Below are 21,277 nucleotides of genomic sequence, written 5' to 3'. Positions count from 1 at the left end.
ATAGCAATATCAGGACTTGATGCCTCCTCACTCAGCGGAACCAGTGCCCTACCTTACTGACCCGCTTTAACTGAGTAGGCTCTACCTGACGATCGACTCCTACAACTTTGACCTGATCAATTTGAGCTTTCTTGATATACCGAGTTTTAACACTGGCTTGGCTGCGATCAGAGTTAACTAACTCCAGATTGTTCTCATCTACCATATCGGTAACTAGCACTTGCTTCTCAGACAGTGCCAGCGATCGACTAGATAGATCGACACGATCGCTAACAATTTGTCGCCAGGTGCGATGTCCGATCTGAGCAAAACAATCAATTTGTAGGCGTGCCTGAAAGCGATCGTCGCTCATGATTTGAAAGACGCGATCGAACTCTTCTTTGCTGTTAAGCGCCAAACGACAGCGCCGAACCTCGGCTGAGACAACTTCTAATGCTCCAACTTCGAGGGTAAGACTGGCAGAGTTTTGCGCCTGCTGCATCACAAATTGATCGGTGCGATCGGTACGTCCATCAGCATCGGTGTAGTCGTCAAACGTTGTCACCTTTAACTGATTGTTGGACAACGTAGCGGTTACGGAGGTACGCTTCCAGCCAAAATCGTAGGTGCCTTGCAAGGTTCCAGCATTGTCGTGCGCTGCGATTATGCCCCAATCACAATCGGTTGGGTGACACTTGTCAAAGCCGTGAAATGCCCAGCCAGAATCTGTTTTAGTGATGTCTAGCCGCGTCATTCCGCTCGTGTTAGGGTCAATGTTTGTCCAGGCTCCTGCCCAGCGAGCGCCCACAGGTTGTCCTTCTACAGGCAGTTGGTAAGCAATTCTCACAACGGCTTGATGATGAATTTCTTGCAGCACAGCCGTTGATTGGGGCACTTCGGGCGTAAGTTCGATCAGCAACCAGGCAAGCGCACCATTGGGGTCATCTTGCGGGCTTCGCCACTTGAGAGAGGTGGTGAATTGTTGGTTGACTTGTCTAAGTTGATAGCGGGGCAAATAATAGCGAACGGCAGGATCTGAAGAAGATTCGTAAAGCTCTCCAGCTTTTAACAACCCATCGAGTGAAACCGGAATCGGTGAATCGGTTTCTCCTTGAATGCTGCCTTTTTCTGACCCTTGACCCACCTGTTTTAGGTATTCAACCGTTTTTACATTGGCTAACTGATATCGAGGCGAATAAACCGCTAAATTTTCATCAATGATATACATTTGACGCTTCCCAAACATAGAGCACCGACGCTTCTGAATCTTTGTCAAAAAACTGTTTGTCTCTAACTACTGTTATCTAATACTGTGCGTGATTTCTGAAGAGTAGACAGTACCTCATCGGGTACTTTAGCGTTGGGATAATGCAGACTTTAAGGTGACATCAAATGATGCAACGTTGGCGAGACAGCACAAAACAGCATTGCTGAATAGAGGGATGATTTGGTAGGGGCAATCCCCCCGTGGCTGCCCTCCGCCAGGGGTAGGCACAGGGGCGCTACCCCTACAGCCATTTCATATCCTCTCGCAACGATCTTTAAACCATCCTCACAGTGATGAGGTTGTTTAAAAGTCACTAGTGGTTTAGATGCGATTGCCTTAACATAGACCTTTGGTAAGCTGCACCTATCAATAGAGAGGGTTGAGAGTTGGGTAGTCAATTAATTGAAGAACAGGCATGGAGCGCTCTTGAAAAATCGATCATTTATTTTCGAGGGCAACCGATCGGCACGATCGCGGCGCTCGACCCAGAAATTGCCGCCCTAAACTACGACCAGTGCTTTATTCGAGACTTCATCTCCTCAGCCCTGCTTTTTTTGATCAAAGGCAGACCAGAAATTGTTCGCAACTTTTTAGAAGCGACCCTGACCTTGCAGCCCAAAACAGGACAGCTAGACTGCTCGAAACCGAGTCGAGGTCTGATGCCAGCTAGTTTCAAAATTCAGTCATTTAACGGGCAAGAATATTTAAAGGCTGACTTTGGAGACCATGCGATCGGGCGAGTTGCCCCCGCCGATGCCTGTTTATGGTGGGTGATTTTATTGCGGGCTTACACGCTCTCGACTCAAGACACTGATCTAGTCGAGCGAGAAGATTTTCAAGAAGGCATTCGCTTAGTTTTAGAACTCTGCCTCGTCACCCGATTTGACATGTATCCGATGGTGCTAGTGCCTGACGCGGCGAGCATGATTGACCGACGGATGGGGCTTTATGGGCATCCCCTTGATATTCAATCGCTGTTTTTTGCGGCACTCAAAGCGAGTCTTGAGATGCTGGTTCCCAACGAGACGAATCAATTTATGATTCGGGCGGTGGAAAATCGCTTAATCCCGTTAACAAAACAAATACGAGAGAATTATTGGTTAGACCCCGATCGCCTAAATGTGATTTACCGCTTTCAGGTTGAGGAGTATGGAGAAGAGGCACTCAATCAGTTCAATATTTATTCAGACTCGATTCCGTTTTATCGGTTAGCAAACTGGTTGCCCGAAGCGGGAGGCTATTTGGCGGGCAATTTAGGCCCGTCACAGCTAGATTGTCGCTTTTTTTCACTGGGCAACTTGATGGCGATCATTGTCTCGCTGACAGACGAGCAGCAGTCTCACAAGATTTTGAACTTAATCGAGCTACGCTGGAATGATTTAGTAGGGCACATGCCGATGAAATTGTGCTACCCGGCGTTAGAAGACAGCGATTGGAGAATAGTGACCGGAGCCGACCCCAAAAATCGCCCTTGGTCTTATCACAATGGGGGAAGCTGGCCCGTCTTATTGTGGATGTTGACTGCCGCCGCCAAAAAAATGGATCGAGGAGAACTGGCACACCACGCGATCGCGGTTGCAGAACGCCGTTTAATGGAAGATCATTGGCCCGAATATTATGACGGGCCGGATGGTCGTTTGATCGGTAAAGAGGCGCGCACATGTCAAACCTGGACGATCACAGGATATTTGTTAGCCAAGGAGTTGCTTGCAAATCCTGATCACTTGAAGTTGATCACGTTTGCAGAGGAGCAGTGATCGCAGAGTAATAATAACGTCAGTTCGATGAGTTCTTTCGCTTCGTTCTTCAGGGCTTTAGCCCCCTTGAATCATCGATTCAGTTTCGCGTCTGGTAACGCTTTCCATACTTTCTCTTTGTAATCGCCCAAGTCAGACAGATCGAGAGATGGTAGCCAGTCCATAACGACACTCAGCGAGATGACCTGAATGATACTATAGACAAAAAATGAATGCTCGATCGGGTTCTTTTAACAGCCTTGTCGTAGATTAGTAATATTGATGGTTACGATCGTCAATTAAACATTGTCGGTTATTTGCAAGGTTAATGGGCACGGCAGTGCCATGCTACAATTTTTGGATAAAACCTTTGTCTCTAAACGCGATCGCGATTCCTCCAAAATCTGGCAAACCCCCAACGGGCTTAATCGTAGTTCTGCACGGTTGGGGCGCAAATGCTCAAGATGTAGCGTTTCTTTGCTCGATGTTAGAACTGTCTGATGTCCAGTTCATGGTGCCCGATGCTCCCTTTCCCCATCCCTACGGCATTGGCGGGAAGATGTGGTACGACTTGTCAGATAATTTGACCTTTGGCGGAGATATCAGCACTCAAACTGATCTAGTCACTAGCCGAAACCTGCTCACAGACTGGCTTAACTCTCTCGAAGCCAACATCGGAGTTCCTTTATCTCGGACGATGCTGGGTGGCTTTTCTCAAGGGGGCGCAATGACGCTCGATGTCGGGCTGCATCTACCATTAGCAGGATTGATGATGCTCAGTGGCTATCTGCACGGAGCCGTCTCGCCTCAAGAGGTTTCTTATCCACCGATTTTGATGGTGCATGGTAGACAAGATGCAGTGGTTCCTGTGTCGGCGGCTCGCAGTGCGCGCGATCGACTCTCAGATTTAAACGCCACGATCGTCTACGAAGAATTTGATATGGGACACGAAATCTCACCGCTAGTCCTCAGTGAAATGCAACGATTCATCCATCAGATCATCGGTTAAGAAATCATTCATCAAATGACTTGAAACTTTATAGTTCAGCATCCTCCCCAGTGCTGAAGTAAAATTTCGTGCGAAAAGATGGGTTAGTGTGGTTAAAGTTGGCTAACATGCGAGAACAGATTGAGGGAGGCGCAGATTATGACGACTTCAAATATTGAGCAGAGAGATGTCTCTAAATTGACAGAAGTTGAAGTAGCAGACTTGGCTACACGACTAGAGCAAGATGACTATGACAATGTGTTTGATGGGCTAAACGACTGGCATTTGCTGCGGGCGATCGCCTTCCAGCGCCCCATATTGGTCGAACCCTATCTCTATCTGCTAGATCTAGAATCGTTTGACGAAGCCTAGAAAACGCGCATGCAGGGAAGACGCATTTTAATCGGCGTAGGCGGCGGAATCGCTGCCTACAAAGTTTGTGCGGTTGTCTCAACGTTGGCAAAAGCGGGGGCAGAGGTGCAGGTGATTTTGACTGACTCTGCCAAAGCATTTGTGACTCCGTTGACGTTCGCTACACTCAGCCGTCATTCTGCTCACACAGACGATTCTTTTTGGCAACCGACGCACGATCGTCCGCTTCATATCGTTCTCGGTGAATGGGCGGAAGTGTTTGTGATTGCGCCGCTCACCGCTAACACGTTGGCAAAACTGACTTATGGAATGGCAGATAATCTGCTAACCAACACCGTGCTGGCTTCGATTTGCCCGGTGCTGCTTGCCCCCGCGATGAATACTGATATGTGGCAGCAGCAGAGCGTACAGCGCAATTGGCAACAGATTCAGACTGACTCGCGTTATCATGTCGCCAATCCGGGTGAGGGCGTTTTGGCGTGCGATCGAGTTGGCACCGGACGCATGGCAGAACCCGAAGAACTATTGCCCCAAATCGTTTCGCTTCTGCACACTCACGGCAAACGGGATTTAACTGGAAAACGAGTTTTAATCAGCGCCGGAGGCACACGAGAATTTCTCGATCCGGTGCGATTTATTGGCAATCCTTCGACAGGCAAAATGGGTGTGGCATTGGCTCAGGCAGCTTTGCATCGGGGAGCGATCGTCACCTTAGTTCACGCGGCGATCGAGCCTCATTTGCTGGCTCCTCTCCGCAACATTCGCACGATTTCGGTCACTAGTGCGGCAGAAATGCAGCAAGTTATGCGAGAGTGTTTTTCTGATGCTGATTGGATTGTGATGGCGGCGGCGGTGGCAGATGTCAAACCCACGACCTACAGTGCTGAGAAATTAGCCAAACGAGATTTGCCCGATCGTTTACCGCTATCTCCAGTGCCCGATATTGTTGCAGAGTTGTCAACGCTCAAACAGCCTGACCAGCGACTGATCGGGTTTGCGGCTCAATCGGGCGATATCATCACGCCAGCTTTAGAGAAGTTGCAGCGCAAAAAACTCGATGCGATTGTGGCGAATCCGATCGACCAGCCAAATAGTGGCTTTGGAGTAGATATGAATCAGGCGGTGTTTATCGATCGATCGGGTCGTCAAGTCCACATTCCGCTGGGCAGCAAATTGCAGATGGCGCATCAATTGCTAGATCTTGTGCAAGAAATTTCTTAAAACAACGTGAGTTCGACGGAGGGTAGAGCGAAAAAGGAAAGCTGAGACTTACCGGAACGGAGGGTTCGGGAACCGTTAAAGCCCTGCTCGTTTACGACGGGGATGAAGAATCGGGTTCCCGCGTAGCTTCTTACTCAGTCCCCTACGGAGGGAAACCCTCCTTCAGGTCTGAGCGCTGCTTCAGCCACAGAGATCTCCTTGTTTGGATTCGGAAGTCTGTCTATCCAATCTTCTATCAATTGAGTCATTGTCTTTTTCCGCTCCTTTGCAACATCTCTAAGCTTTTGGTGCCTAGACTCCTCAACCCGAAGATTTATACTGTTTTCATTGTTATCTATACGTTGTCTATACGATTAATGCTACCATAGACCCATGAAAACCTTGAAGTTCAAGTTGTACAATCACAAGCGGAATCGATTTCTCAAGCGCTCAATTAATGCGGCTGGAGTCATCTATAACCACTGTATTGCTCTCCACAAACGCTACTACCGAATGTGGGGCAAACACTTGAACTGTGCGAAACTTCAGGCTCACATTGCCAAACTGCGGCAGCGCAAAGAGTTCTGGCAGCTAGTCGGCTCCCAAGCGGTGCAAGATATCTGCCAGCGCATTGAGAAAGCCTATCAACTGTTTTTCAAACACCCCAAAAAAGGAGTTAGACCGCCCAACTTCAAGAAAGTCAGAAGGTACAAATCGTTCACCCTCAAGCAAGCTGGTTACAAGTTCTTGGGTGGCAATCGCATCAAGATTGGAGCGAAGGTCTATCAGTATTGGAACTCCAGAGAAATTGAGGGCACGGTCAAGACGTTGACGATCAAACGGACTCCATTAGGGGAGTTGTTTATGGTCGTGGTCGTTGACAGCGTGGATATTCCTGAAATCAAAGTCGAGACGAGTCGCATCGCTGGCTTTGATTTTGGCTTGAAAACGTTCCTTACGGTCTCGGATGGCTCCCAGATTGAATCGCCGCAATTCCTCAAACAATCGCTGACTGCGATTAAGAAAGCGAATCGTCAGCACTCTAAAAAGGTGAAGGGTTCAGCCAATCGGGAACGAGCTAGAAAGCATTTGGTTCGCAAACATGAAGACGTGGCGAATCGTCGCTCTGATTGGTTCTGGAAGTTGGCGCATGACCTGACGGACAGGTTTGATGTGTTGTGCTTTGAGACGTTGAACCTGAAAGGAATGCAGCGCTTGTGCGGTCGCAAAATCTCTGATTTAGCCCTGAGAGAGTTTCTGCAAATTCTCGACTGGGTTGCCCAAAAGAAAGGCAAGCTGACGGTCTATATCGACCGTTGGTATCCATCGAGCAAGACCTGCTTTGAGTGTGGTCATGTCCTCAAAGAGTTGGATTTGTCAGTCAGGGAATGGCGCTGTCCATCCTGCCAGTCAATCAATGGGCGCGATGAAAACGCGGCTAAGAACATTCAAGCAGTTGGGGCATCAACTGTTGGGTTAGGTGATGTCAGACGGGCTTTGCCTGCAATCGCTGTCTGATCCCAGAATCCCCGGGCGTTTACGCCGGGGAGTATGTCAAAACGGTGTTGTGGGCAGGCACAATGCAAAGGTGTTAGTGTATGCCACCGATAACCGCTGCATCGCTCCAGATATTTCATCTGTTTTACACCGCACCAACAAATGGTAATGATTGGGCATCAAGCAATATGCCAGCACATCAAGCGTTTGTTCAATCAAATGTCGGCGCACGAGGCGCAAAAAGTACAGGTAGTTTTCCCATTCAAAAAAGATGAGATTACGATCGTTACCGCGATTGTAGAGATGGTAGTAATAGTCTGGCTAGAATGTGAGATAGCGACGCGGCATGGAGAAGGTTTGCATGCAACAGTTCCCTTAAGGTTCCCAACTCCGCCAAGACCAGACCTCGGAGGTTTTCAAAACCTCCGAGGTCTACGCTAACCCATCCGATTGGTAGCAGGAATCCAAACCGGAGTCGATCGGGCAAATCGCGTCCAGTGATCGTCGGCACTCAAATAGCCAATCTCAGCCATATAGGTACGATCGCTGGCGGGGATCGGCACGTTGCAACTCAGCGCCAAATCGTCACAGTCAAACTGCTGAAATTTGTCGGGAGTTTGGGTCGCCAGGTCAAGCCCTGTGACATCATAAAGCCTCACCACTAAACGCTCTCTTCCTTGGCGGGGCACGTCTGCTCTGAGCGATCGCGGCACATCCCATCGAAGGGTCGCCCACTCAGCACTGCGCGGCAAAATGCTAATCTGCCCTTGCGTCTCAACGTTAGGAAGGTTGTCTAGCCCATTGCTCGGAGCCGCCTCCGTTTCTGCATTCAGGCGCGAGGAGTTTGGTTGAGCTTGATCGTCCGATGCTTGATGACTCGATCCTTGATGACTCGATAGAAACGACCACGCGGCAGCTCCTGCCCCACCTGCGATCGCGGCACCTGCTGCCAACGTCGATCCGCCTGCTGTAGCTGCGCCATCTGCCAAATTTGTGGCTTCTCCCAGAAAGTTAGGAGAACCCGCGATCGGGTCAGATGTCACCGTTGGATCTAAAGGATCGTTGAGTTGCGATCGAGTTCCGTCAAAATCTGGCTCAGACTGATGCGGGTCAAATCCTCCAGGAAAGTTTGTGTCATCGTAGCCAGCCGGGTCATTATAAGCCTGGGGAGACGGGCGCGATCGCTCTTTGCCCAACATCCAAAAGAGCGCCGCCAGTGATCCCAACGGCAGCAGCCACCACCAAGAAGGCATTCCCCCGTCTGACTCAGTTGCGCTGGTTGCTCCAGAAGAAGGCAGCACGGCGGTTTTACCATTGGGGTCAGCCGTCTGACTCGGCGTGGGAGCATTCAGCGAAGCGGCTTTGTTGCCAGCAGAATTCTTTGCGGCTTTGTTAGCGCCAGCATTACCAGCAGAATTTACCTTCCCATTAGCAGCAGCGATCGGTTTCGTTGCTAGAGGAGCCGCTTTTGCGTCCACAGAATTGAGCGCGATCGCTTCAACCCCAGACGCTTTGATCGCTTCCTGACCTGCTTTTGCAGCCGTGTAGCCCAAAAACGCCTGCACTGCCGTGCTGGGAGGAGTTTCTGCTTTATAGACGTAAAACAAAGCCTGCGAGAACGGATATTTAGGATTGGTCGGAGCCGTCCCGTGCATGGGAATAGCTTTCACGCCAGCCTGACCGCGCACTTGATTAGCCGGGAGATAGCTAATTCCGTTCGCCCCTAGTTTTTGAATCACTGCCGCCGTGCTTTCATCGTTGAGCTTATCGGCAGTGGCACCCGTCTCAAAGGGGGCACCTTTAAAAGCTGGATAGTTGCGGAATGCCTGGCGAGTATCATTCACTGCGGGTCGATCGACCACACGAATTGCGCCTGCTTTTCCGCCCACTTCTGACCAGTTCTTGATCTCACCCCTAAATATTTTGGCGAACTGGTTGATATCCAAACTTTTTGATAGGGGATTTTTGGTGCCTACCACGATCGCAATTTTATCGCGCGCGACTGGCACAGCGACTAAGCCTTGAGCTTTTTCTTGAGCCGTTAACGGGCGACCGATCGCGGCTAAATCTGCTTTTCCGTCGAGCAAGGCTTGTATCCCATCCGAGGTGCCACCGGTTGCGATGTTGACCTTTGTGCCAGGATATTGCTGCTCAAAGCGCTGCTTTAACGACTGATTGATGCTTGCCATGCTGGTTGAGCCGTTAATCTGAATGGTCGTTCCTTGAGGCACTGAGCTAGGCAGCGAAAAGTTAACCGATTGTGCCCAAACTGGATTGATTGACAAAGAGGCAGCGATGGGCTGCGAGGTTGCTCCCAAGCTCAAGAGTAGGGCGAGGCTACCGATTGAAGATCTTTTTATGGTCATTTTGTTTGCACCCACCAAAATGTAGGGATTTTTTCAACGCTGCAATCTCAAAAATACGATCGGTCTTTCAGATATTTATAGAACTAAAGTGCAACACAATAAATTTAGGATAAATCTGTTACGCTCACTGAAGACATAAGACTTTATTAATGCAGTGCGGCTTTAAAATCAAGGTGACTCCTTCAAAACGTGAGAAAATTGGGTGCCTCTGTGCATAGACTCTGCACCAATCTTCTAGAATTGCCCTTGTGACTCAACCCACGACTCAACCCACGACTTCGCTGTTTAAAGATGCTTTTAAACAGCAGGTGAGAACTTATTTTGATCAGATTGCACCCGACCTCGATCGCTGGAACCGTCGCAATGGATATTATTATCAGGATCTCGATCGCCTACATCAATTTTTGATTCCTCCAGGCAGTCGCCTCTTAGAAGTGGGCTGTGGCACCGGAAATCTTCTGGCTGCACTAGACCCAGATGTGGGCGTAGGAATTGATTTTTCTCAGACTGCGATCGACATTGCTAAGGCAAAATATCCTCATCTACAGTTCTATTGTCGGGATGTTGAAACGTTGACTCCAAAAGAGCTTGGCAGCAATGTTGCGTTTGACTTTATTGTGCTGTCGGGCACGTTAGGGCATTTGGGAGACATCCAGCAGGCTTTGCAGCAGCTACAAGCCTTTTGTCACCCTCGGACGCGGCTAATTCTGACGTTTCATAACTTCTTGTGGCAGCCACTATTACACCTCGCAGAACGAATCGGTCAGCGTCGTCCGCAGCCGCCTCAAAGCTGGCTTTCGATGACCGATGTGCAAAATTTGCTGAAGATTACAGGCTATTTGCCCGTGCGATCGGGTCGGCGTTTTCTCATGCCCAAACCCATTCCCGGCTTGGCGTTTCTCTTCAATCGCATCCTCGCTCATCTGCCCGGAATCAACCATCTTTGTCTGACGAATTATGTGATTGCAAGACCTGATCTCCCAGCCACCGATGCCAATGATTACACGTGTTCAGTGATCATTCCTGCCCGAAACGAGGCGGGTAATATTCGGGGCGCGATCGATCGTCTCCCGCAGTTGGGCAAACACACCGAAGTCATCTTTGTAGAAGGACATTCTCAAGATCACACCTGGGCAGAGATTCAGCGAGTGGTGCAGCAGGGGCACGATCGCTTTACTCTCAAAGCATTTCAGCAATTAGGAAAGGGAAAAGCCGACGCAGTGCGATTAGGATTTGATCACGCGATCGGCGATATTTTGATAATTCTAGATGCTGATTTGACCGTTCAGCCTGAAGACTTGCCCCATTTTTTTGCAGTGATCACTTCCGGTCGCGGAGAATTTGCCAATGGTTCTCGGTTGGTCTATCCCCGATCGGGTGAAGCGATGCCTTGGCTGAATAATTGGGCAAACAAGTTCTTTAGTCTGACGTTTTCGTTTCTGTTGGGGCAACCGTTAAAAGATACGCTGTGTGGCACAAAAGTTTTGCGGCGTGAAGACTACGAAAAAATCGCCGCCGGGCGCAGCTATTTTGGAGACTTTGACCCCTTCGGAGATTTTGATCTGCTGTTTGGTGCCACAAAGTTGAGCTTACACATGGTCGATGTGCCTGTGCGCTATCAACCTCGCACTTATGGGGCATCCAACATTGCTCATGTCCGTGAAGGCTTGATTTTGCTGCAAATGTGCCTCTACGCTTCTCGTAAAATCAAGTTTTTTTAAGAGTTCTGGCTTGAGAAGCGATCGACCAACTGTTCGCGAGATTGCTGTAGCAAAAGCGGCGTAAATTCTTCGGGTGACAAGGCTAAGAGCGGCTCATACTAGGTCAGAAAGCTGTGTATCAAGGGCACCAAAGCGGACTTTGAGGAGGTTCTCGATCGTAACGGTTCGAGTAGACAGGGAAGGGCGACCATCTGCCCCAGTAGCCCTAACTCTTGGCGTTGAACGATCGAGTAGCGTTGGGTAGAAACCAAATATCAGCATGGCGGCGTTCCCCTTTGGACTGACTACGCTTTTTTGTGTACCTGCAAATAACTCACGATCCAATCCTACATTCAGCAACGCCGTGTGAATATGTAACCCGATCGTGCCCAATAGACCACCCTTCTAAAACTGATGGGGAATGCGACGACGACATCGCTCTGTGGGGTGGCACCTTGGCAAGAATTTCGGATCACGCTAGAGCAATACCTCAGGAAAACTGGAGGTGATGCCTGCTCTCATTTTGGTTGATGGATCTAACTTGGATGGGCGGAAGAGCTACTCCCCCTCGACCCAACCACAATTTTTGAATAAGAGCCTAAAACCCTTGATTCCTCATTGTCACCTCAGAATTATAAAGAGCCTGAAACCCATGTTCCGCCGTTGGCAATCATCCCCTTTGTGAAGACTGTCTGGAGTATTGTAACAAGATGGGCACATTTCAAGTTCAACTACTGCCTGGGAGCCGCAGCAAAGATGTCAGATTGAGTAATCAGCAAGCCACTGCCAAGAGTAGCAATTTGTATCTGTGGGGTTGAAGCAGAACAGGTGCGACCTCTACCTGATACTAAAGTGACTCAAGCCTCCTGCTGATAAGGTTTTTGAACGATTTCACAGTAGTCTTTTTGATTATTCATTGATCAATTTTACAGGCACTCAAAACCCTTATGGAGCAAAAGGTAATCGGTTTTTTCCAATGTATCGGATGGAGGTCGCACCCATCAGAACCATCTGAGTCGAAGGAGAAAGCACCCCTTGCAGCATCATAGATAAATCGGTGGCTGCTGGTCATTGCCGCCGTGCCAAGGGCAAACTGAGCTTCCGTAATTTCAGCGTTGGCAGCCAGTCCGCCACCAAAACCTATAGCGGACACAGCAAGCTTGTCAGTTCCCACCAAGAAGTCGGTAATAGTATCAACACCTCCAGTTAACGAATCAAAGACAAACTGATCTTTCCCGACCCCACCTGTTAAGGCATCATCGCCTGCCCCTCCAATAAGGAGATCGTCGCCTGCGCCTCCAATGAGAATATCGTTACTAGCTCCACCGTTAAGAATGTCGTTGCCTATTCCACCATCGAGAGTATTAGCATCTGCATCACCCATAATGGCGTTGTTTGCCTCATAGAGTGTGCCATCGCCATTGGCATCTACTTGGAAATTAACCTCCAGGTTCAAGCCTTCTGAGGAGGTTGCAGACCATCCACTGCTGCTCGACTTGTAGTTCCACTGGTCATCGAGATTCCACAGATAGAGGTCGTTGGTAGCAGCCAGCTTCCACAACAGACGGTTCTCACCGTTGACCGTTTCGGCTCCGAGCACTTGCCAGCCTGCAAACATGTCTGCTTTCACCAACTTCTGGTTCAACAGAATTGAATGCTTGACGCTGTTGCTCTCAACCGACAGATTGTTCAAAGCATCATGCACCAAGGTGGTATTGCCCACCGATTCGATCGATGTAACGGCATCCCCGATTGCTTTGTCCTCGTTGAGGTCTTGGCTGAAGTCGCGCTCCAGGTTCAAGCCTTCTGAGGAGGTTGCAGACCATCCACTGCTGCTCGACTTGTAGTTCCACTGGTCATCGATGTCTTCAGGTGCAAAGACGCACAGAAACTCGACCAACTGGTCAAAGCGCTCTTGCGTGTTCGAGTTGCCCCGCTTGTCTAATAGATGCCAAAACAGAGGAAACGCGACCCCTTGATGCACGACCCCTAACATCAGAATGTTGATGGTCACTGACCCCAACTCCCAGGTGGTGCGGTCTACACTCAACACCCACGGCTTCGGAATCCCGACCAGTCTCACCACCAGTTGGGCGATCTGGTCGTAGTTAAGCTCAAACGACCGCAGGAATCGTTGGATGCGTTTATAATTTGAGGCTGCCTTCGCACCTCCCGCAAACCCGGTTGCCACCTCTGCTAGGTTCACGGTCTTCACCCGGAACAGGGCAACCAGAAATAAGGACAGAAAGGCGACTCGTGCTCCATGCCAGCCTAGCAAGGGCTGCAATGTCTGCCGCAATTGGGTAATCTGATGCATAGGGTTTCATATTGTGAACTCACTATTTGCATGAAACCCTTTCCTAACCCCCTTTTGCAAGCTTTTGTCCTGTACTTAGGGCTACAACACACGAGTAGGCGAACGAGGATCGGCGCTGTCAGGGGGACAGAGACAGCGCATTGCGATCGCGCGTACTGTTCTGCAAAATCCCCGGATGCTAATCCTTGACGAAGCCACTAGCGCCCTAGATTTGTATAGCGAACGTCAAGTTTGTCAAAACCTAATGGCTGCTTTTCAAGGACGAACTGTATTTTTCATCACGCACCGATTAGCCACCATTCGCAACGCCGATCGGATTTTGATGATGGACAAAGGCACGATCGCGGAACAAGGAACACACGTCGAACTAATGGATATGAAAGGGCTGTACTACTGTCTCTATCAGCAACAAGAATCGCAACAATAGCGCAAATCAGGAACCCGACTATGACAACAGCCAATGAACAGCCAACGGACAATGCCCCTTCTCTCCCGATCGACGCAGCAAGGGCAACTCTCCCCGCTCCTAAGCTTCCTCTAAAGTCACCGCAGTTTGAGCATCCATTAATGCTGCAACAAACTTCTGTGTGGTCACGGGCGATTTTATGGGGGCTGATGGCAACGGCAACGATCGCCGTGCTGTGGGCAAACTTCTCCAAAATTGAAGAAGCGATTCCGGTGCAAGGCAAACTAGAACCGCAAGGTGCAGTTAAAGATGTTCAAGTCCCGGTCAGTGGCGTTGTCAAAGCCGTTTATGTTCAGGATGGGCAACGGGTCAAAAAAGGCGATCGGCTGCTAAGTCTTGATCAAACTAGTCCACAGGCACAGCTAAATTCACTGGCTCAAGTTCGGATCGCTCTCCTACAAGAAAATCAGTTTTATGAGGCGCAAATGCAAGGCAAAACTGTCGCGCTCTCAGGACTTAAAATTCAGCCTCAGTTTCTGAGCTTAACCAAAAGTCGAGCGGCGATCGTGGCAGAAAACGACCTATTTAGAACTCAGCTTGATGGTTTGCCTCAAGAATCGCTTACCTCTGGACAGCAGGAGCGATTGCAATCAAACCAGGCAGAGTTGAATAGTCGTGCGATCGCGGCTGGTCTAGATACCGAGCAACTGCGGCGGCAATTTAGTCAGACTCAAGTCAAGTTGAGAGGACTGAGAAAAACGCTGGCACTCAATCAGAAGATCTTAACGGACATGAAGCCCGTTGCTGAAAGTGGTGCAATCTCGCAAGTGCAATATCTCAAGCAACAGCAAGAAGTCACTACTAGCCAATCGGAAGTGGATCAATTAATTGAGGAGCAAGCTCGTCTTGAAGCCGCGATCGCACAATCGCAAGTGAAAGTGCAAAACACGCTGCAAGTCGATCGTAAAGACAACACGGCGCAACTGGCGCACAACGATCAGAAGATTGCAGAAATTGACAGCCAGTTAACAAAGGCAATTGTTGAGAACAACAAAAAAATCTCAGAGATTGATAGCCAAATTACTCAGTCGCAACAAACACTAAAATACAGTCAGCTAAACGCTCCGGTGAGTGGAACAGTCTTTGAACTGAAAGCACACGCGTCTGGATTTGTGGCATCACCTGCCGAACCCATTCTCAAGATTGTGCCTGACGATTCGCTAATTGCAAAGGTGTCGATTACCAATCACGATATTGGTTTTGTCAAAGCAGGGATGGCAGTTGATGTTCGCATCGACTCGTTTCCCTTTAACGAATTTGGTGACGTGAAGGGAACGATCGTCTGGATTGGATCAGATGTGCTGCCGCCGACTCAAATTCAGCCGAGTTACACGTTTCCGGCAAAGATTCGGTTAGAGCGGCAATCGCTGATAGCGGATGGACGAGAAGTGCGCCTCCAGTCAGGGATGTCGCTAAGTGCCAACGTCAAGATCAGAAATCGCACAATTATGAGCATCTTTACTGACCAATTTACAAAAACAGCAGAAAGCATGAAATCTGTCCGGTGATTTCGTCGTTTTTAGCAGCGATTTTGGTTGAGTTTCACCTGATTGCTTTTGCGAGAGCTATTAGACTTCCTGCATAAATACTCCGCCCTCACCCTCACCCTCTCCCCACGAAGAGGGAACAAGAGAGTTCTGGCTCTATGGGTTAGCGAGGGCTTCGCCCCACTTCGTGAGAAGGGCAATTCATACTTGCATTCAGCAATGCCAATAATCTTTCATTCAGCAAACATCTCCGCTAAAGTATCAAGCACTATTCTTTGTTCACTAAGACTGAATCAAGATTAATCAGAAAAACATCAAATCGCTTGGCTACCACTCCCACTCAACTTGATCCCAATCGGTTGTAGTTGCTTCATCCAGAAGGATGTCATCGCGTTGGGTTGCCATTGAGGCAAAAGCTGTGTCCCAGCCATTACGTAATTGTGATGCGGCACGGATAGTCAGTTAGTCGCCTTGGACTTCGATCTCAACTTCTGAATCAATCCCGCTTTGCTCTAAGAGAGTTTTGGGAATACGGATTCCTTGAGAGTTGCCAATTTTAACAATTCGAGTCCTGATGCTTGCGCTCATAGTGAGATCATCGCAAAACAAATGTAATTACCTTGTAGTTACCAGTGAAACGATCGACAAGCAAAGTCAGGAATTAAGCTCATGTCTGGTTAGCTGACCGCATATTTAGCGATCGGGTAAGGCTTTGCACTTCAACTGATGGGTACGTTGAAACTTCATCTCAATAGAAGGCAGTAGGATGAGGAATGACGCGTGAACGATGAACTAATGGCTGGTGAAACTCGGATTGAAACAGATAGCATGGGCGCGATCGCCGTTCAAAACGATCGCTATTGGGGCGCACAGACGCAGCGATCTCTGATCTATTTTGCGATCGGGCACGACACGATGCCGCGAGAATTGATTCGGGCATTTGGCATTCTCAAACGAGCCGCCGTCACGGTCAATCAGGCATTGGGCAAACTGCCAGACGAGCAGGCTCAACTCGTGATTCGGGCATCTGATGAAGTGATTGCGGGAAAACTAGATGATCACTTTCCGTTGAGTGTGTGGCAGACCGGAAGCGGCACTCAGACCAATATGAATGCCAATGAGGTGATTTCTAATCGAGCGATCGAGATGGCAAACGGCATATTAGGAAGTAAAACTCCGATTCATCCTAACGATCACGTTAATATGTCTCAGTCATCTAATGATACGTTTCCAACCGCGATGCATATTGCATCCGCCGAAGTGATTCATCAGCGATTAATTCCGATGATGACAAAGCTGCGAGATGCATTATCAATTAAATCAAAAGAATTTGAAGACATCATTAAAATTGGTCGCACTCATTTGATGGATGCTGTTCCACTCACGTTAGGTCAGGAATTCTCTGGCTATGTGACTCAACTTGATCAGGGGTTGCAGCGCCTTCAAGCGACGCTACCAGGACTTTATGAATTAGCGATCGGCGGCACAGCCGTGGGCACCGGACTCAACACCCACCCTGAATTTGCAGACCGAGCCGCCGCAGAGATCGCAAACCTGACGGGGCTACCGTTTGTCAGTGCGCCCAATAAATTTGCAGCATTAGCCGCCCATGACGCGATCGTGGCAACCAGTGGCGCACTTAAAACGCTGGCTTGTGCGCTGATGAAAATTGCCAATGATTTGCGCTGGATGGGTTCTGGCCCGCGCTGCGGATTGGGGGAATTAACGCTTCCTGCTAATGAACCTGGATCTTCAATCATGCCGGGAAAGGTGAATCCAACGCAGTGTGAGGCGATGACGATGGTGTGTGTGCAAGTCATGGGCAATGATGCTGCGATCGGGTTTGCCGGAAGTCAAGGAAACTTTGAATTAAACGTATTTAAACCCGTTCTCATTCACAATCTTTTACATTCGATGCGGTTGCTCTCTGATGCGTGTTGCTCTTTTACTGATCACATGGTCGTTGGCATTGAACCGAATCGCGATCGCATTGACTATTTTCTCAATGACTCATTAATGTTAGTGACGGCATTGAATCCAAAAATTGGCTACGATCGGGCGGCTCAAGTTGCCAAAAAAGCCTATCAGGACAATACAACCCTGCGAGAGAGTTGTGTTGCATTGGGCTATTTGACAAGCGAAGAATTTGACGCGATCGTGCGCCCAGAGCGAATGATCAGTCCCTAAGAATCGTGAATCATTGCGTACGGGCATGGCACTGCCGTGCCCATTGACTTTGCCAATAACGAATATTATTCAATTCACAATCCTAATTGATTTGCCCTCGCCTACCGTTTATCAAGCCGCCGAATCTGTCTCGCTTCTTCTAAAACTCCTTCAACATCTTCACTCGACAAACGGCGCACATAGTTGACCTTGACTTCCTCTAGCAAATCACTGATCAACGATTGCACTTCTTGGAGCGATCGCTGATCTCCGATCTCACTCATTAACGCCTGACCAAAATTTTTGACCAACTTATTGATCAACTCTACGCCCGCTTTATCTTCTAACACCGTTAGGATCGCACTATAAGCGCCTTCGGTCACATCAGTAACTAACCGCTCATTGATTTGTCGAGGCAAATCACCGATCAGAGGCATCGCTTTTAGCCCTTGATAAGCCGGAGATTGATTGAGAATGGCTTCGACGTTGTGCCGCAATAGCGCCTCTAAATCAGGCTTAATTCTAGGCAGCACTTTGTAAACTGTTATCTTGATCGCATGGCTTGTGAGTTCTTGAATCTCATCGCGCTGATTGAGATCAAGATAAGGGCGAGACTTGGTATGAGCCATCCATCGGGAAAATTCTCCCCGATCGATCGATCGCTGCACTCGATCAATCACCTGCACCACGACCGCCTCTGCAAGTTCTTCTGAAATGTTAGAAATCAGCCCTTGACTGGTCTGAGCGCGAACTCGCTCCCAGCTCACAAACCCGGCTTGTTCTAACCGCATTGCTACCGGAATGGTTCGCAGCCAACGCCAGAAAGGTAAGAGCAAAAACACGTCATACCAGCGCCACAGCATGGCATCGAGCCAACTCAGACTCTTATATTTGCGACTGATATAAAACGTTCGCGCTAAAAATTCCAGCCCAAAGAGGATGACAAACGGCAGATCGAGTTGCCAAAAATAATCGGTAAATTCGCCATTCTCTCCGATCGTTCGATAATAATTGACGGCAATTAAGGGACGGATCTCACGATCGAAAAATTGCAGTTCGCGATCAACGCCCTTTTGCTGAAGATAGGTTTCACTCCAAAACTGATTAAACGCCTGACGCGCTGATTCGTTGCGGCGTTGCCCAAAAATCTGATCTCGCATCCGATTTTTGATCTTCTCTAGTGCGCCGCTCTTATTAGCCACTGCAAACGGGTTAGTTTCAATCATCTCGGTGCTGCGATCGCGCAACTCTTGCAGCCGTTGTGCCACTTGCGGATTTTGCAATCCACCCTGCTGTAGTTCTTGCTTTAAGGCATCGACGGCTTGCAGATATTGCGTCGTGTCACGATGAGGTTCGATGCCCTTAATCGGGTCGTACCACTGCGTCACGACGGGCACATGACGAAACCAAAAATCGCGCCATTGCACATAGGTCAGGTCAAAGGCGACGAGTCCTAGATTGGCGGTGGCCACGATCGCCATCACCCGCTCAAACCAAAGATTTTTGCGACGAGGCACTTTATTAAGGGCTGGAGAAGGAGTCATATCACACCAGAGTTCCCGTTTCTAAGCCTACTACAGAGTGTGAGGTGAAACGGGACTCATAGACCTCCTGCACAAATCCGGGAACGCCCCCTAAATCCCCCATTCTGGGGGACTTTGAAACCGCAAGTCTTCTCAAAGTCCCCCAGAATGGGGGATTTAGGGGGCACAAGCCGACCTAAACGGAGCAAGATCTGAGAGAGCTTATATCGAGAATTTTATTCATGCAGGAGGTCTAATGGACAATCACCGCAGCGATCGACGGCTCACTTGAGGACAGTAATGTTGTGAAGCCAGTGACATCGCAAGCTGAGTGGGAATAACAGCAACTTCTATTTGTTTCTGAAGCCGTTCTGCTTCCCGGCGGTTCCTAGGGCTATAAGTCTCCATTGCCATTCCAGTAGAATCCATTGCATTTCGGTAAGTGGTTTCCATGATTTCGTTGTCAGACTTTCCACTTTGCCGAGCTTGACAATAGTCTCTAGCGGCACTGGTTAATACCTCTGGGTTCGCTTCAACCAAATTTTTAACCGAACTGCTGCCATAAGGATTTTGCTGCAACATCTTTCTGACTGCTTTGAGATAAGCGGTATCTTTTGTGTAGTCTTTAGCGGCTTGTTGAGCGTTGAACCCGCAGACCGATCGGGTTAAATCAAGGATTCGCTTTGAGCCAGTCTGCATATAGCATCCATAGTCTGAAGCTGCCGATGCAGGTTGAGTGAGGCTTGTCGGCATCAATGGGAGCGATCGGCGCAGAGTGATGGAAACGATCGTTCAGCGTCCGAATGGGAAGAGTTGAGTCGTAGGAGTTGAGCGATTCATGTTGTGAAGCTCTCAGACTCACTTTAGAAACTGCGACAGAAACCTCAAGAGTTTTTGGAGTTGGGAACTCAGGAAAGAAAAGCTTACTTCTTGTTTTCAGCTTGGTTGAAGAAGTAAACACCCAAGTAAATGGCTACTACGATCAAAATGGGAAACTTGATTGCCAGTATGAATAGCACCCAAAAAACTAGTAGGCCTAACCACACTGAGGCTTCAGATGAGGGATCAGAAGTGGAATTGTTAGAATTTTTTACGTGATTATCGAGTTCAACAATGAATTCCTCATCTGATGTCCTTGGATTTTTAACTTGGGCAGATTGAGCTTTAGCCTGATGGGTAGTGTTAGTTTCATAAAACTTGACAAGTTGCTCGTGAGCCTCATTAATTTCCTTGAATTTCGCTTGAGCTTTTTGTTGTAGCCGAACGTTATAGGAATAGCGATCCGGGTGCCAAACTTGTGCCAATTCCTTATAACTTTGCTTTACCTCTTCAAGCGATGCATTTGGTTGAACCTCAAGAATCGCATAGTACTTGTTGATGTCCATAGTTAGCTTATTTCTACCTGCAAACTCCTGCTGTGAAACCAGAAAGCTGGGGAATTGAAATGGAGTAACGACGCGAATTTACATTGAGATACCCATAAAAAATACCATCTTCGTCTACTACAATCGGTGGATAGTTGGCTCTGGGATTGCAAGCACTGTAGTCTGAAAATTGGGAACCATAATCACTGAACTGATTAAAAATGCTTCTTTTCCCAAACTGGCTTCCTTCGTCGTTGAACTGATTGTTTATGGAGCCTTGATCATATTCGCCACAGGTGATGCAGCCTAAGAAGACGTTGTGTCCTCGTCCACCAAAAATTAGGAAGTGCCCTTCAGCAAGACTTGGCGAGGCAAAAGACACGATACCGATAGGAAGAAGTGTAGAGATAGCTAGACGCAGAAATTTCAACATATTGCCTTGTCTTATGTGGCTCAAAAGTTTGGTGACTATGTTATGTTTCCCACTTAGTCTCAACTATTACCAATATGTAAGAATAATCGTATCCAGTTCCTCTCGTCTGTTACTGCCGCTTTGAGACGCAACATCCTCTAACTCATGGTTGTTTCAACAACAAATCTCCCAATTCTGCCTCACCGTCTACGAATGCTCTCACCCAAACTCGGTATGATTGTCTGAATCATTTCGCCAAGGTGTGAGGAATGGACAGGCTTTTGACGGGTGCAACCGTGATCACGATGAATCCGAGTCGAGAGGTGTTAGAAAATGCCGCGATTTGTGTGATGAAAAGCCCGGATGCGATCGAGACAGAAATGCCAATCAGTATCTTGAACATGAGTAGATCAGAAACGCTATGGTTCAAACATCAC

The 21,277-nt window shown here is 48.6% G+C and carries 18 protein-coding genes and 3 pseudogenes; 9 read left to right on the top strand and 12 right to left on the bottom strand.

Annotation, left to right across the window (positions count from 1 at the left end; translation table 11 throughout):
* Positions 1-31: 31 nt before the first annotated feature.
* The gene (locus BRW63_RS16290) at positions 32-1,207 is read right to left on the bottom strand and encodes a hypothetical protein (protein ID WP_073072799.1); all 1,176 of its coding nucleotides are present in this window, start codon (positions 1,205-1,207) and stop codon (positions 32-34) included.
* A gap of 425 nt (positions 1,208-1,632) precedes the next feature.
* On the opposite strand from BRW63_RS16290, the gene BRW63_RS16285 reads away from it, so the two are divergent.
* The 5 genes from BRW63_RS16285 (at position 1,633) to BRW63_RS16260 (ending at position 7,060) form a co-directional block, all read left to right on the top strand.
* A complete protein-coding gene (locus tag BRW63_RS16285; RefSeq protein WP_073072797.1) occupies positions 1,633-3,003 on the top strand; it encodes a glycoside hydrolase 100 family protein in 1,371 nt (456 codons plus the stop codon).
* Positions 3,004-3,352: 349 nt separating this feature from the next.
* Positions 3,353-3,991: an alpha/beta hydrolase gene (locus BRW63_RS16280; protein WP_073072868.1), complete on the top strand. Its 639-nt coding sequence runs from the start codon at positions 3,353-3,355 to the stop codon at positions 3,989-3,991.
* 138 nt (positions 3,992-4,129) lie between these two features.
* Positions 4,130-4,342 carry a protein IsiD gene (gene isiD / locus BRW63_RS16275; protein WP_073072795.1) on the top strand — a complete coding sequence of 71 codons (213 nt, stop codon included), beginning with the start codon at positions 4,130-4,132 and terminating at the stop codon, positions 4,340-4,342.
* A 9-nt stretch (positions 4,343-4,351) separates the two neighbouring features.
* On the top strand, positions 4,352-5,563 hold the full coding sequence (coaBC, locus tag BRW63_RS16270; RefSeq protein WP_073072794.1) for a bifunctional phosphopantothenoylcysteine decarboxylase/phosphopantothenate--cysteine ligase CoaBC: 1,212 nt from the start codon (positions 4,352-4,354) through the stop codon (positions 5,561-5,563).
* 372 nt (positions 5,564-5,935) lie between these two features.
* Positions 5,936-7,060, top strand: coding sequence for an RNA-guided endonuclease InsQ/TnpB family protein (locus BRW63_RS16260; RefSeq protein ID WP_073072792.1), 1,125 nt, complete (start codon positions 5,936-5,938; stop codon positions 7,058-7,060).
* A gap of 36 nt (positions 7,061-7,096) precedes the next feature.
* Here BRW63_RS16260 and BRW63_RS16255 read toward each other — a convergent pair.
* Both BRW63_RS16255 and BRW63_RS16250 read right to left on the bottom strand, forming a co-directional pair.
* Positions 7,097-7,342: pseudogene (locus BRW63_RS16255) on the bottom strand (transposase); the annotation flags it as partial.
* A gap of 134 nt (positions 7,343-7,476) precedes the next feature.
* Complete coding sequence (locus tag BRW63_RS16250; protein ID WP_073072788.1) at positions 7,477-9,405, bottom strand: substrate-binding domain-containing protein; 1,929 nt, start codon at positions 9,403-9,405, stop codon at positions 7,477-7,479.
* Positions 9,406-9,653: 248 nt separating this feature from the next.
* On the opposite strand from BRW63_RS16250, the gene BRW63_RS16245 reads away from it, so the two are divergent.
* The gene (locus BRW63_RS16245) at positions 9,654-11,126 is read left to right on the top strand and encodes a glycosyltransferase (protein WP_181314448.1); all 1,473 of its coding nucleotides are present in this window, start codon (positions 9,654-9,656) and stop codon (positions 11,124-11,126) included.
* Positions 11,127-11,219: 93 nt separating this feature from the next.
* On the opposite strand, the gene BRW63_RS28345 is transcribed toward BRW63_RS16245, so the two are convergent.
* From BRW63_RS28345 to BRW63_RS30170, 3 genes and pseudogenes are all read right to left on the bottom strand, one after another.
* Positions 11,220-11,387, bottom strand: a complete 168-nt coding sequence (locus BRW63_RS28345; protein ID WP_189645270.1) for a hypothetical protein — start codon at positions 11,385-11,387, stop codon at positions 11,220-11,222.
* Positions 11,388-12,018: 631 nt separating this feature from the next.
* Positions 12,019-12,969 carry a M10 family metallopeptidase C-terminal domain-containing protein gene (locus tag BRW63_RS29805; RefSeq protein WP_455566661.1) on the bottom strand — a complete coding sequence of 317 codons (951 nt, stop codon included), beginning with the start codon at positions 12,967-12,969 and terminating at the stop codon, positions 12,019-12,021.
* Positions 12,967-13,422: pseudogene (locus BRW63_RS30170) on the bottom strand (IS4 family transposase); the annotation flags it as partial. The gene BRW63_RS29805 and the pseudogene BRW63_RS30170, both read right to left, overlap by 3 nt.
* Before the next feature lie 79 nt (positions 13,423-13,501).
* Here BRW63_RS30170 and BRW63_RS16235 point away from each other — a divergent pair.
* Together BRW63_RS16235 and BRW63_RS16230 are read left to right on the top strand one after the other, a co-directional pair.
* A pseudogene (locus BRW63_RS16235) lies at positions 13,502-13,849 on the top strand (ATP-binding cassette domain-containing protein); the annotation flags it as partial.
* Between the two features lie 20 nt (positions 13,850-13,869).
* Entirely contained in the window at positions 13,870-15,396 is a 1,527-nt protein-coding gene (locus tag BRW63_RS16230; protein WP_073072784.1) for an HlyD family efflux transporter periplasmic adaptor subunit, read from the top strand.
* Between the two features lie 441 nt (positions 15,397-15,837).
* Here the strand turns inward: BRW63_RS16230 and BRW63_RS29580 are convergent, their stop codons facing one another.
* A complete protein-coding gene (locus BRW63_RS29580) occupies positions 15,838-15,963 on the bottom strand; it encodes an AbrB/MazE/SpoVT family DNA-binding domain-containing protein (RefSeq protein ID WP_244913276.1) in 126 nt (41 codons plus the stop codon).
* A 192-nt stretch (positions 15,964-16,155) separates the two neighbouring features.
* Here BRW63_RS29580 and fumC point away from each other — a divergent pair, with 192 nt between their 5' ends.
* Positions 16,156-17,562: a class II fumarate hydratase gene (fumC, locus tag BRW63_RS16220; RefSeq protein ID WP_244913277.1), complete on the top strand. Its 1,407-nt coding sequence runs from the start codon at positions 16,156-16,158 to the stop codon at positions 17,560-17,562.
* A gap of 101 nt (positions 17,563-17,663) precedes the next feature.
* Here the strand turns inward: fumC and BRW63_RS16215 are convergent, their stop codons facing one another.
* From BRW63_RS16215 to BRW63_RS28340, 5 genes are all read right to left on the bottom strand, one after another.
* Positions 17,664-19,085: a hypothetical protein gene (locus BRW63_RS16215; protein ID WP_181314487.1), complete on the bottom strand. Its 1,422-nt coding sequence runs from the start codon at positions 19,083-19,085 to the stop codon at positions 17,664-17,666.
* Positions 19,086-19,328: 243 nt separating this feature from the next.
* Complete coding sequence (locus BRW63_RS16210) at positions 19,329-19,817, bottom strand: hypothetical protein (protein ID WP_143162065.1); 489 nt, start codon at positions 19,815-19,817, stop codon at positions 19,329-19,331.
* Positions 19,818-19,987: 170 nt separating this feature from the next.
* Positions 19,988-20,449 carry a DnaJ domain-containing protein gene (locus BRW63_RS16205; protein ID WP_073072779.1) on the bottom strand — a complete coding sequence of 154 codons (462 nt, stop codon included), beginning with the start codon at positions 20,447-20,449 and terminating at the stop codon, positions 19,988-19,990.
* 13 nt (positions 20,450-20,462) lie between these two features.
* A complete protein-coding gene (locus tag BRW63_RS27710) occupies positions 20,463-20,861 on the bottom strand; it encodes a hypothetical protein (protein ID WP_143162064.1) in 399 nt (132 codons plus the stop codon).
* Positions 20,862-21,087: 226 nt separating this feature from the next.
* On the bottom strand, positions 21,088-21,243 hold the full coding sequence (locus BRW63_RS28340; RefSeq protein WP_181314488.1) for a hypothetical protein: 156 nt from the start codon (positions 21,241-21,243) through the stop codon (positions 21,088-21,090).
* Positions 21,244-21,277 lie beyond the last annotated feature (34 nt).

Origin of the sequence: Phormidesmis priestleyi ULC007 (assembly GCF_001895925.1) — a bacterium.
Taxonomy (GTDB): Bacteria; Cyanobacteriota; Cyanobacteriia; order Leptolyngbyales; family Leptolyngbyaceae; genus Phormidesmis_A; species Phormidesmis_A priestleyi_A.
The sequence above is the reverse complement of the archived record's forward strand: the minus strand, read 5'-3'. Positions and strand labels throughout refer to the sequence as shown.